General features: G+C 71.8%; 10 protein-coding genes. 5 read left to right on the forward strand and 5 right to left on the reverse strand.

All coding sequences use genetic code 11. The features are described 5' to 3' along the window. Window positions 1-14 precede the first annotated feature (14 nt). Window positions 15-527 carry a trypco2 family protein gene (locus tag Adu01nite_RS13885; protein WP_203727126.1) on the forward strand — a complete coding sequence of 171 codons (513 nt, stop codon included), beginning with the start codon at window positions 15-17 and terminating at the stop codon, window positions 525-527. Here Adu01nite_RS13885 and Adu01nite_RS13890 read toward each other — a convergent pair. Then, window positions 524-964 (reverse strand): hypothetical protein, encoded by a 441-nt coding sequence (locus tag Adu01nite_RS13890; RefSeq protein WP_203727128.1) that lies wholly within the window; start codon window positions 962-964, stop codon window positions 524-526. The genes Adu01nite_RS13885 and Adu01nite_RS13890 overlap by 4 nt on opposite strands. A gap of 16 nt (window positions 965-980) precedes the next feature. Here Adu01nite_RS13890 and Adu01nite_RS13895 point away from each other — a divergent pair, with 16 nt between their 5' ends. Further along, complete coding sequence (locus Adu01nite_RS13895; protein ID WP_203727130.1) at window positions 981-2,618, forward strand: alpha-amylase family protein; 1,638 nt, start codon at window positions 981-983, stop codon at window positions 2,616-2,618. Here Adu01nite_RS13895 and Adu01nite_RS13900 read toward each other — a convergent pair. Then, window positions 2,565-4,418: a ricin-type beta-trefoil lectin domain protein gene (locus Adu01nite_RS13900; protein ID WP_203727132.1), complete on the reverse strand. Its 1,854-nt coding sequence runs from the start codon at window positions 4,416-4,418 to the stop codon at window positions 2,565-2,567. The two genes, Adu01nite_RS13895 and Adu01nite_RS13900, sit on opposite strands and share 54 nt — an antisense overlap. 141 nt (window positions 4,419-4,559) lie before the next feature. Between Adu01nite_RS13900 and Adu01nite_RS13905 the strand changes: the two genes are divergently transcribed. Further along, entirely contained in the window at window positions 4,560-5,984 is a 1,425-nt protein-coding gene (locus tag Adu01nite_RS13905; RefSeq protein WP_203727134.1) for a carboxylesterase/lipase family protein, read from the forward strand. A 137-nt stretch (window positions 5,985-6,121) separates the two neighbouring features. Then, the gene (locus Adu01nite_RS13910) at window positions 6,122-8,293 is read left to right on the forward strand and encodes a TerD family protein (protein ID WP_203727136.1); all 2,172 of its coding nucleotides are present in this window, start codon (window positions 6,122-6,124) and stop codon (window positions 8,291-8,293) included. A gap of 425 nt (window positions 8,294-8,718) precedes the next feature. Here Adu01nite_RS13910 and Adu01nite_RS13915 read toward each other — a convergent pair whose 3' ends face one another. Next, the gene (locus tag Adu01nite_RS13915; protein WP_203727138.1) at window positions 8,719-9,516 is read right to left on the reverse strand and encodes a DUF4253 domain-containing protein; all 798 of its coding nucleotides are present in this window, start codon (window positions 9,514-9,516) and stop codon (window positions 8,719-8,721) included. Then, entirely contained in the window at window positions 9,513-10,067 is a 555-nt protein-coding gene (locus Adu01nite_RS13920; protein WP_203727140.1) for a hypothetical protein, read from the reverse strand. The genes Adu01nite_RS13915 and Adu01nite_RS13920 overlap by 4 nt, the downstream gene beginning before the upstream one ends. 42 nt (window positions 10,068-10,109) lie before the next feature. Between Adu01nite_RS13920 and Adu01nite_RS13925 the strand changes: the two genes are divergently transcribed. Further along, complete coding sequence (locus Adu01nite_RS13925; RefSeq protein ID WP_203727331.1) at window positions 10,110-10,778, forward strand: response regulator transcription factor; 669 nt, start codon at window positions 10,110-10,112, stop codon at window positions 10,776-10,778. Here Adu01nite_RS13925 and Adu01nite_RS13930 read toward each other — a convergent pair. Then, window positions 10,775-12,118 carry a HAMP domain-containing sensor histidine kinase gene (locus Adu01nite_RS13930; RefSeq protein ID WP_203727142.1) on the reverse strand — a complete coding sequence of 448 codons (1,344 nt, stop codon included), beginning with the start codon at window positions 12,116-12,118 and terminating at the stop codon, window positions 10,775-10,777. The two genes, Adu01nite_RS13925 and Adu01nite_RS13930, sit on opposite strands and share 4 nt — an antisense overlap. Window positions 12,119-12,156 lie beyond the last annotated feature (38 nt).

Raw genomic sequence — 12,156 nt, forward strand, 5'->3', positions numbered from 1 at the left:
GAAGAGGAAAAAACATGAAGGTCACCGACGATTCGGTACGCGTGGACGAGCTGATCGACGCGGTGAAGCGCTCGATCGTGGCCGCCAACATCTCGGCCACCAACCCCGACCGCGACCTGCGCGTCGCGCTGCTGGAGCTGACCCTCGACACGGTCGCCACCAGCACCGCCGGCGGTGGCCTGGAGCTGCGGGTCCCGGTGATCGGCCTGAAGCTCAAGGCCGGCACCAAACTGACCAAGGTCGACCTGCACACCCTGGTCATCTCGCTGGAGGCCGCGCCGATCACCGACCCCGGCGAGATCCGCGACCGCGACGTCGACGAGGCCCTGGTGGCCGCGGTCGAGCAGGTCCGCACCACGATCGCCCGGGCCGGCCTGGGCGACGACCCGTTCGTGCTGCGCGACAGCACGATCACCATGACGTTCGGGGTGACCGCCGAGGGCTCGATCGTCCTGGGCTTCGAGGGCAACCTGAAGGACGACGTCACCCAGACGATGAAACTGACCCTGGTCCGGGCCCGCGCTTAGCGTCGCCCGGTGGCCAGTGCGACGAGGAACTGCCCACCGCCGGGTTCGACGGTCGCGGTGACCGGCAGCCCGGGCGCCAGCCGGGAGAACCGGTCGACCAGCCAGTCGGCCGCTTCCTGGGCGTCCTTCTTGTTGGGGCAGCGGCCCACCAGCTCCCGCCCACCCTTGCGTTCGAGCCGCTCGGCCACCGTGATCAGCGGGGCCGGCTCGATCACGTGCAGGCGGTCCGGCCAGGCGATGACCACCTTGACCGCACCCTTGCGGGTGTTGCAGGCGCGATGCGCGAGCCGCTCGGCGACCTTGGCCTTCTTGTCCGCGGTGCGGCTGTCGACGCTGGGCCCCCGAGGATCGTTGACCGACATGTCGGCGTCGACCTTCTCGTCACAGACCCAGCATCGCCAGCCATCACGTTCGGCCACGTCATCCAGAAGACTCATGCCGTAAAACTAGTCGATGACGACTTTTGCCCAGCCCGACCTCGTCCGCGTCCAGCTCGAACCCACCGGATCGTGGCAGCGCCCGGCCGCCGGCGGCGCCGAGGTGACCTGCCGGCCGGAGGGCAGCGGCCTGCGGGTCGGCGTCGCCGCCACCGGCGGGGTGTCCCGGGCGCACCTGCGCTGGCGGCGGCCCCTGGCCGCGGGCTCGCTGGTGCTCGGGGACGCCTGGGAGCGCAGCTACGGCGAGCTGGCCTGGCAGTCGAGTCCGAGGGCCGAGCAGATGCACCCGTGGATGGTCCTCGTCCACGGGCCGGCCGGGAGCTGGGGCGCCGGCGTGGACGTCCGGGCGGGCGCGTTCGCCGGTTGGACGGTCGACGCCGAGGGGGTCTCGCTCTGGCTGGACGTCCGGGCCGGCGCCGACCCGGTGGTTCTCGGCGGGCGGGAACTGGAAGCGGCCACCGTCCGCTGGATCGCCGGGAACGACGGCCCGTTCGCCGCGCAGTGCGCGCTGGCCGGCGCGCTGTGCACCGATCCGCTGCCGACCGGCCCGCTGGTGGGCGCCAACAACTGGTACTACGCCTACGGGCGGGACTTCGACGCCGACGCGGTCGTCCGGGACGCCCGCATGATCGCCGACCTGGTCGGTGACCACCCGGTCCGGCCGTTCGAGGTGGTGGACGACGGATGGAGCATCGACGGCACCGCCGACGGTCGCCAATCTTCGGGCGGCCCGTGGGACCGGGGCGCGGGCAGCTTCGCCGACATGGCGGAGGTGGCCGCCCGGATCGCCGGCGAGGGCGTGCGTCCCGGCCTCTGGTTCCGGCCGTTGCAGTCCCGGCGCGAACCGCCCGCCGGTGCGCTGCGGCCGTGGGAGGGCGGCTGGGCCCTGGACCCGAGCCATCCGGCCACCCTGGAAACCGTCACCGCCGACGTCCGCCGGATCCGGGCCTGGGGTTTCGACCTCATCAAGCACGACTTCTCGACCTTCGAGGCGATGGGCCGCTGGGGATTCCAGATGGGACCACGGCCGGTGCCCGGCGACATCCGGTTCTTCGACCGGGCCCGCACCACCGCGGAGGTGCTCGTCGGCTTCTACCGGGCGATCCACGAGGCGGCCGGCGACGGCATCGTGCTCGGCTGCAACGTGGTCGGGCACCTGGCCGCCGGCCTGGTCCAGGCCCAGCGAACCGGCGACGACACCTCGGGCCGGGTCTGGGAGCGCACGAGGCGGATGGGCGTGAACACGCTCGCCTTCCGCCTCGCCCAGCACCGTCGTTTCTTCACCGTGGACGCCGACTGCGTGGCGAGCACCCCGGCGACCGCATGGGCCAGGAACCGCCAGTTCCTCGACCTGGTGGCCCGCTCCGGCACCGCCCTGTTCGTATCGGTCGACCCGGCGACCCGCACCGACGCGGTCGACGCCGACCTGTCCGCCGCCCTGCGCCTCGCGCTGGACGGCGGCCGCCCGGGCGGCGTCGAACCGATCGACTGGCTGCACAACGCCACCCCGGCGGTGTGGCGTTGTGCAGCCGAGACGCTCACCTACGACTGGATCGAGGCCGAGACGGGAGCCGACCCGTACGACCGGACCGACGCGACGTCAGGGCAGGGTCCACTTCTGGTTGGCGGCGGCGGTGCAGTCCCAGATCTGTAGGCGGGTGCCGTCGGCCGAGCTCGGGCCGGTGGCGTCCAGGCATTTGCCCAGCGAGCGCAGGGTGCCGTCGGAGTTGGCGGTCCACTGCTGGGCGGTGGTGCCGTTGCAGTCGTACAGCTGGATCTTCGTGCCGTTGGCCGAGCTCGCCGACGTCACGTCCAGGCACTTGCCCAGCGAGCGGACCGTGCCGTCGGTGCCGACCGTCCACGACTGGGCCGCCGTGCCGTTGCAGGTGTAGAGCTGGACGGCCGTACCGTTCGCCGAACTTGCCCCGGCCACGTCGACGCATTTACCGCCGTACCCAAGAATCTGGCCGGTGCGAGACGGCCCGGAACCGGCGTCGCCCGCCCCCGCCCAGACGTAGGTCCCGGTGGTTTTCGCCGGCAAGGTCGCGGTGAACTGGCGGGTGCCGGCGCGCAGGGTGAAGGTCTGGCTCGCCGACGTCTGGTTGACCGCGATCGTGACCAGCGAGTTGTCGGGGTTGACGAAGGCCACGTTCGTTACCGTGCCGGTCGTGCCGTAACCGCTGCTCACCCGCTTGGCGCCGGCCTTCACGAACTTCGAGAACTGGGCCACCATGTTGAAGTCGGGCGTCTTCCAGAACGTGTCGGGGGTCGACGCGCTCTGCACCAGCATGGTCGGGTCGGGCGAACCGGACCAGCGCTCCGGCGAGCGGTTCTGGTCCAGCATCGACACCCAGCCCTCGTAAAGCGTGGCCTGGTTGCGGAAATACTGCACGATCCGGTCGGCGCCCGCGGTTCCCCACACCGAGCGCTCGGTCATCAGAACATCCTTCTCCGGGTACGCCGCCTTCACCGTCGCCATCGCCGACGGCTCTCCGGCGTAATCGTGGAACGCGATGCCGTCGACCGACGCGCGTGCATCGGCGGTGAGCACGCCCGCCGCGTACGTCGCGCCTTCGGAGAAGTTGTGGTCGTACGCCCAGATCTTGGTGGTCGGCAGTTCGGTTCGCACCGCCTTGGCCAGCTGACGTTCCTGGTCGGCGGTGACCAGCATGCCCGGGTAGTCGGCCGGCGAGAACAGCGGCTCGTTCTGCAGGGTAAGAGCAAAAATCGGAATTCCCTGCGCCGCGTACGCCCGGACCGCCTTGCCGTAATACGAGGCCAGCGTGGGGATGTACTGGCTGAGCAGGCTCCCGCCGATGATGGTGTTGCTGCTCTTCATCCACGGCGGTGCACTCCACGCGCTCGCGAAGATCTTCAGGTCCGGGTTGATCGCCAGGGCCTGCTGCAACGTCGAGATGATGTGATAGTCGATGTCCCGCTGGATGCTGAACCGCGACAGCGTCGGATCGGCCGCCCCGTCGTCGTAGGTGTAGAAGTCGTGCGATGTGAAGTCGCTGGTGCCCAGGGTGATCCGGGCGACGTTGAAGCCGGCGCCGTTGACCGGGTCGACCAGCGCCCGCAGTGCGGCGTCGCGCCCGGCCGCGCTCATCCGGGACAGGTTGTAGATGGTGGACTCCTCGAGCGAGGAGCCGACGCCGAGCACCGTCTGGTACTGCGTGGACGTGTCGACGGTGATCGCCGGCGGGCCGGCCGCGGCCGCGGTGGCCAGGTCGGCCTGCCTGCTGAGCTGGTAGGGCGTGCCGGCCAGCCCGGTGGCCGGGGTGGTGTACCAGTTGCCGTTCTTGGGTTCGTAGCCGGCGGTGCGCGACTCGGAGCTGAGGTAGACCTGAACGGTGGTGGCGGCGGCCGCGTGGGCCGGGCCGGCGGGGATGCTCAGGCCGGCGGTGGTGAGGACGGCGGCCAGCGCGGCCGCGGTTCGAGTACGGGAGGACATCGGCGGTGGGCCCCTCGACGTATTTTCAGGACTTGAAGTAACTGTCGGGAAATCTTTGCGTCTCGATAGAGGCCAGTCAATGACTGGCTGTTCCGGAAAATGGCGTGCTTGGTCGCCGCTCAGCGGGAAAGCTGAGCGACCATGACGATGTCTGAGGTCCGCACGGCGGCCGGGGCGGTTCGCGGCCTGGTCGAGGACGGTGTGGCGGTGTTCCGGGGGATCCCGTTCGCCGAGGCTCCCCGGTTTGCCGCACCCGGGCCGGTGACGCCGTGGGACGGGGTGCGGGCGGCTTCGTCGTTCGGCCCGCCACCCCCGCAGACCGGCGTTGCGGTGACCGGCGACGACTGGCTGACGGTCAATGTCTGGTCGCCCGATCCGGGCGCGCGGCTGCCGGTCATGGTGTGGGTCTACGGCGGCGGCTACACGATCGGCATGTCCGGCAGCCCCGAGTACGACGGCGGCCGGCTCGCCCGGGACGGCTCGGTCGTCGTGGTCACGTTCAACTACCGGGTCGGGGCCGAAGGCTTCGCGTTGATCGAGGGGGCGCCCGCCAACCGGGGCCTGCTCGACCAGGTTGCCGCGCTGGCGTGGGTGCGCGACAACATCGCGGCCTTCGGCGGAGATCCCGGCCAGGTCACCGTCTTCGGGGTGTCGGCCGGTGGCGGGTCGATCGCCGCCCTGCTGGCGATGCCGCGGGCGGCCGGGCTGTTCCGGAGGGCCATCGTGCAGAGCATGCCCGGCACGTTCTTCTCCCCGGAGCTGGCTTCTGACATGGCCACCGTCATCGCCGGCGAGCTGGGACTGCGGCCCACCGCGACCGAGTTGGCCACCGCGGACCCGGAGCTGTTGGTCGCCGCGGCCGACACGGTGATGGCCGCGATGCCGTCACGCTGGGGCCGGGCGGCGCTGCGCTCGATCCTGTTCTCCCCGGTCGTCGACGGCGACGTCCTGCCGGCCACACCGTGGCAGGCGCTGGCCGGCGGCGTGGCCCGCGACATCGACCTGATCGCCGGCCACACCCGCGACGAGCAGCGCTTGTTCACCGTGATGGCCGGCGGCCCCGGCGACCCGGACGAGGCGCTGCGCGACTTCGCCCCCGGCCCCGACGGCGAACGCCACTACCGGGAGGCGTTCCCGGACGGCGACCTGTACGAGCTTGTCCATTCCGACTGGCTGTTCCGGATGCCGTCGCTGCACCTGGCCGAGGCCCAGGTCGCGGGCGGCGGCCGGGCCCACGTCTACGAGCTGACCTGGCCGGCCCCGGGCATGGGCGGCGTCTTCGGCGCCTGCCACGGCCTCGACGTCCCGCTGGTCTTCGGCAACCTGGACCGCGGCGGCCCCGCCGTGCTCATCGGCCCGGACCCGTCCCCGGAGGCGGAGGCACTGTCCGCCGAGATGCGCACGGCATGGACCACGTTCGCGACCCACGGCGACCCCGGCTGGCCGGCCTACGAAACAGAGAAGCGGCTGACGCAGATCTTCGATGCACCGTCGGCGGTCACGGCGTACCCGGAGGAGGCTTCTCGGTTGATCTGGCGGGACGTTAATTGGTGTGACCCGCTCTGATCGGGTCGGTAGGCTCCCTGGCAGAGGCCTAGCCCGGGCATACTTCGACAACTTCTTTGGGTGAAATCGCCCGGGCACTTTCCTCATCATCGGCGCCGCGCTGCGGCGCCGATCCTTTTTTCGAGTGGGGGTGCTACGTGGACGCGCTGGAGCGCATCGGATTTGATCGGCTGGGACTTGTCGTGACGCCCGCGGGCATCGCCACTCAGGCCGTCGCCGCGCCGCTGCTGGCCGAGTTCGCGCATGTCGGCGTGCGGTTCGTCAATCCGGAGGAGATCACCGACGGGCTGGCCGGCGGGCATCGGGAGCTGATCGCGCACGTACGCGTCAAGCGTGGGGAGACCGGCACCTATGCGCCTCTTTTCCGCGGGTTTCCGGAGACGCTGCCGGAGTTCGACAATGCGCTCTTCCGGTTCGTCGTCGCCCGGGTGCGGATGCTCGGCCGCGAGGACACGCCGGAAAGCTGGCACGACGCGCTCGACTTTCAGCGGTTCAGCTGGTGGCCGGCCTCGTCGATCCCGCAGGACGCCGAGCGGGCCGACGCCGACCGGCGGGCGCAGGCGCTGCTGCCGGGCGACAGCCGGGTCGAGTGGATCACCGTGCGGATCGTCGGCCGCGAGGAGCTCGAAGCGCGGCTGGCCGACTGGATGCGGGACTGCTTCGGCAGCGCCGCGTCGCTGCGCGAGGACGTGCAGAGCGACCTCGGCGTGCTGGTCGGGCGGCTCGGCGTGGACGGCATCGCGATCGGTGACGTGCGCTTCCGGGAGAACCGGACCCTGCTGTTCGAGCTGATCTGGGCGCTCGACCGCACCCGCCTGCCGTTCACCGGTGCCGGCCCGGACGACCTGCTGCGGCTGTTCGCCAAGCTGACCGGCGGCGACCTCAGCCTTGCCGAGCCGGTCGGCTATCCGCGGCTGTCCCGCGCCGACCGCCGCATCGTCGTCAACACCCTGGAGGTCAGTGACCGGCTCGGGGACGTGTTCCGCCGGCGCGGGCTGTGGCTGGCCATCGACCGTGGGCTGCACGTCGGGGAGTTCCGGGCGCCGCTGGTGCAGAAGACGTTCGCGCGGCTGCGCAACAGCCGGCACGACCGGGCGTCGTTCCCGAGCCGCTTCGAGCGGCTGCTCGCCGACGGCAAGACCGCCGGCGCCGCCCGGATCGCGGCCGCGGAGGCGCCGGGCGTGCTCGGCCGAAGCCTGCGCCGGCTCGGGTCGCTCGCTGCTACCGGGCCCAAGGACCGGGCCGCGCTGGTCGGCGCGCTCACCGGCGCGGCCGAGCGCATTCCGTTGCGGGTGCTGCTCGCCGCCCGCGCACAGGTCGCCGACAACGGCCGTACGTATCCTCGGGTGGTCTTCGGCAAGGACGGCTCCTCGCTGCCGATCGTGCGCGAACCGGGTCACCTGGCCGTGCCGGCCGAGTTCCGGGCCGAGCTGCTCGGCGCGATCGACGCCGCGGTGGACGCCGCGATCGAGGCCAAGGGCGACTGGCACGGCGAGACCGTGCACATCGAGCCGGGCCTCGACCGCCTGCTGCTGCCCGACCAGCTCCGGGCCACCGCGCAGGGCCTGGTGCAGGTGGAGCGGGGCAGCCGGCTGCCGCTGGGCGAGGCGGACGTGGTGCGCCTGTTCGTGCACTGGCGCGAGGACGGCGAGACCAGCGACCTTGACCTGTCGTGCATGGTGTTGGACGCGTCGTTCGCCTTCGTCGACCAGGTGTCCTGGACCAACCTGGGCAACGGCGTGCTGACCCACTCGGGCGACCTGACGTCCGCGCCGGACGGCGCCGAGGAGTTCCTCGACATCGACCTGACGAAGGCCGCGAAGCTCGGCCACAAGCGCGGCTGGCGCTACCTGGTCCCGGTGATCTTCCGCTACGCCGGGCCCACTTTCGACGCGCTGGCCGAGGCGTGCACGGGCTGGATGCTGCGGACCGACGCGACCAGCGCAACCCGGGTCTTCGACCCGGCCACGGTGGCGAACGCGTTCGCCCTGACCGGCGGCAAGCGTTACGCCGTGCCGATGCTGCTCGACCTGGAGACACACGAGATCCTGTACGTCGACGTCTACCTGCAGAGCGAGCCGCGAGCGCGGGTCGAGAAGGACGGCCACGACATCGCGACGCTGGTGTCGGCGGTGGCGGGCCGCCACCACACCAAGGTGAGCGTGGCCGCGCTGGCCCTGCGGCACGCCCGGGTCCGGGGCGCGGAGCTGGTCGACGACCCGGCAAAGGCAACGATCACCTTCGGAACGGCTTCGGAGTGTACGTACGACGCGCTGCAACCGGAGAAGTTGCTCGCCGACCTGCTCTAGCCGAGCCGGCGCAGATGGCACTCGCGGCCGGGCGGGGCGCGGAGCGCGGGGGCTGTGGACCGGGGGCCAGAGGGCTGGTGGCTGCCGACTTCGCGGAAGTTGGGGCCTCGCGTCGGCCGCCAGAGGCCGAGATTCAGGAAATCGGGGTCTCGTCGCACGCCCGAGGCCCCGACATCAAGGAAATCGAAGTCGTGACCCGTGCTGCTCGGACCCCGCTGTCGCGGAAGTTGGGGCCTCGCGTTGGCCGTGAGGGGCCGAGATTCAGGAAATTGGGGTCTCGTGGCGTGGGTGAGGGCCCGACATCAAGGAAATCGAAGTCGTGACCCGTGCTGCTCGGACCCCGCTATCAAGGAAATTGGGTCAACCAGCCAGACCCGGCACATCCGGTCGAGCGACATTTCGCTCGGCCGGATGGCATTTGGGCTTCAGGGGCGGTCGTGCAGGAACCAGGCGTCGTCTTGGGTCAGGGCTATTGCCAGCTGCCACTGTTCGCATTCGAGGCTGCCGCCGACGGCCAGGAGTTGGCCGGCCAGCTGCCATGCCTGGTCGCCGGGCGCCGGGCGGCGGGTGGTCAGGAGTTGCAGCATGGTTCCCCAGGCGGCTACCAGGCCGGCGCCCCAGTGCTGGTCCCACTGCCACAGGGCCGCGGCCCACGCGGCCTGGCCGTCGGGGCGGGCTGCGCCGAAATAGTTGACCCAGGCGGGGGCCAGCCACGACGACGTCGTCGGCAGCAACACCAGCTGCACCTCCGGCCAGGTGTGCCAGCGCTTCGTGCCGATCAGGTAGGCGAATCCGGGCGCGACCCGGGCGGCCGGCGAAGGGTCGGCCAGGACGGTGTCGTAGACCCATCGTTGGAGGGCCGCGTCGGTGGTCGGGCGGGGCAGCTGCTCGACCGCGCGGTCCACCATGCCGGGGCCCAGGAACGCGGCGACGTAGCGTTCCACCTCTTGCTGGTAATCGGCCCGCCGATACACCGACCACGGATCGGTCGTTCGGGCCGACTGGTCCAGCGAAGCGAGCTCGGCGGGCTCCGGCTCGTGGTCGAGGTCGCCGGGCAGCGTGAAGACCGGATGCCGGCCGGTTCGCCGGGCGGCCTGCCAGCTTGTCACCAGGTCGGTCGGGTCGACGTCGTCCACCAGGAACGTGCCGCCGAGCCCTTCCTCCACCGCGTGGCCGTCGAGCACGGTTCCGCGTAGCGCGGCGGCGATCTGCCGCTCGGTCATGCGGTGTAGTCCTCCATCACCTGGGCGGCGGGGCCGCCGTTCCAGTACGCGGTGATGACCGACGTGTGGCCGAAGGTGGCGAGGCGGACCACGATGATCGTGTCGCTGCGGCGGGTGGCGCTGGCCACGTAGCCGGGATCGGGGTCGGCGTCGACCACGTCCACCCGCGTCGACGAGTAGGCGACGACGATGCTGCCGCCGTCGGCCGGGACCCGGTAGCGGGGGCGGCGGTCCACCGTCGGCGACGGCGAGGCCGACGGGGGCGCGGTGGGGGAGGAGGCGGCCGGGCGGGTGGTCGGTGCCTTGGTGCGCGACGGGCTCGGCCGGGGCTTCGACGTCGTCACGGCCGGGGCGGGTGTCGTGGTGACGGCGACGGTCGGCTCGGCGGCGCCGAAGCGGAGCTCGGTGTAGCGGCGGTTGGCATCGATGGCCACCGGTGGGTCGCCGGTCAGCGTCGGGGCGACCCCGAGGCGTACGCCGAACCAGGTGACAGTTACGGCGGTGACCGTCACGCTGAGCCACGCGGCGACATATTTCCAGCTCCGGCCCATGATGACATTCTGCCTCAGCGATACCGTGTATTGATGTCGCGAGTGCTGGTCATCGAAGATGATGCGGATGTACGGGAAGCTCTCGGACGGCTACTGAGCGCCACCGGTCACGCGGTTCGGTTGTGCGAGCGGGCCCTCGACGGGCTGCGTGACGCCGCCGCGTGGAATCCGGACGTGGTGGTGCTCGATCTCGGTCTGCCGGATCTGGACGGGGCGACCGTGCTCCGCAACATCCGGCTCGTCTCCTCGGTGCCGATCGTGGTGGCGACCGCGCGGGAGGGTGAGTCCGAGATGATCCGCCTGCTGCGGGCGGGGGCGGACGACTACGTGGTGAAGCCGTATTCGGCGGAGCAGATCGAGGCCCGGATCGCGGCGGTGCTGCGCCGCGGCAACGCGCCGGCGTCGTCGGTGCTGACCGTGGGCGGGCTGACCCTCGACCCGGACGGCCGGTCGGCGTCGCTGGACGGCGAGCCGCTGCAGCTGTCCCGGCTGGAGTTCGACCTGCTCGCCTACCTGATGCAGCGGCCCGGCAAGGTGGTCAACCGCCGGCAGCTGCTGGCCGACGTGTGGCCGCTGGAGAGCCGGTCGGTGGAGACGGTCGACGTGCACGTCACCTGGCTGCGCCGCAAGCTGGGCGAACGCGCCGCCAGCCCGCGCTACCTGCACACGGTCCGCGGCGTCGGCATCCAGCTGTCGGCCCCCAAAGACTAGAAACGGGCGTGCGCGCCGCCACCGATCCGCCACCAAGGTGATTTCACCGGCGGGTCGGATGCGGCAACCCCGAGGGCCAGGACCACCCGGGCGCCGCCCAGGTCGCTGCGCTCGATCCGCAGCTCCCCGCCGGTGTCCGCGGCGAGCTTCCGGGCGATGTCCAGGCCGATGCCGGTGGAGTCGGCGCCGCTGACCCCGCGGGCAAGGGCGGCGGCCGGGTCGGCGAAGCCGGGGCCGGCATCCTCGACCACGACCTCGGTGAAGTCCGCGGACTGCTGGACCGTCACCCGGCAGGCGGCGTCGTCGGGGCTGTGGTGGAAGACGTTGCCGAGCAGCACGTCGAGCGCCTCGGCCACCACCGAGAAGGCGGCCGGCACGGTGATCCCGGCCGGCGGCGGGTCGGCCTGCCACGGCCGCCCCTGGTCCTCGGCGAGCGCACCCCAGAACGCGGTCCGGTCGGTCACCACCGCGCCGAGGTCGCATTCGAGCCGGGGCCGGGCGACGAGGGGCCGGCCGGCCTCGGTGATCACCGCGTTGATCTCCTGTTCGAGCCGGTCGACGACGCGCAGCTGACGGTCCCGGTCGTCGCCGGTCGGCATCGCCTCGGCGTTGAGCCGCAGCGCGGTCAGCGGCACCCGCAGCCGGTGTGACAGGTTCCCGGCCAGCGCGCGCTCGGCGGCGAGCAGGTCGCCGAACCGGTCGGCGAGCACGTTGAGGGCGGTGCCGACCTCCTCGATCTCGCTCGGCCCGCTCGGCCGGGTGCGGGCGTGCAGCCGGCCGGCGCCGAGGTTGGTGGCGGTGCGGGCGAGGTCGCGGGTGGCCCGCACGACCTGGGCGGCGAGCCGGTCGGCGAGGAACGCGCAGAGCCCGATCAGGACGATGCCGACCAGGGCCAGGACGGCGAGCGCGGTGCTGACGCCCTTGCGCAGCATGGTGGCCGGGACGTAGACCTCGATGACCGCGATCTCGCCGCCGGGCAGGGCCACCGGGCGCAGGTAGACCCGGCCGCCGGCGACGTCCGCGGTGCCGGCCACCTGCCGCTGCCGGACCAGGGCGACCTCGGCCTCGCCGGCCCGGGCGGTGCCGACCGTGCCCAGTCCGGGCAGGTGCGCGGCGATCCGGCCCTCGTGGCCCGCGTCGGTGCTCAGGATCGAGCTGAGGACCAGCTCACGGTCGGTGGCCACGACCACGACGGGGGAGAGGCCGAGCGCCTGCCGCTCGGCCTCGCGAAGGGCCCGGTCCTGGGCCGCGGTGATGACGAGCAGGCCGAGCGGGATGCAGAACGCCAGGGCCACCAGGGTGGTGACGGCGAGGGCGACGAGGACGTAGCTGCGTCTCATTCCGATCCGTACGGCCGGCGGGAAGCTGGGTAGCGACC

The sequence above is a fragment of the Paractinoplanes durhamensis genome, from assembly GCF_016862175.1.
Taxonomy (GTDB): domain Bacteria; phylum Actinomycetota; class Actinomycetes; order Mycobacteriales; family Micromonosporaceae; genus Actinoplanes; species Actinoplanes durhamensis.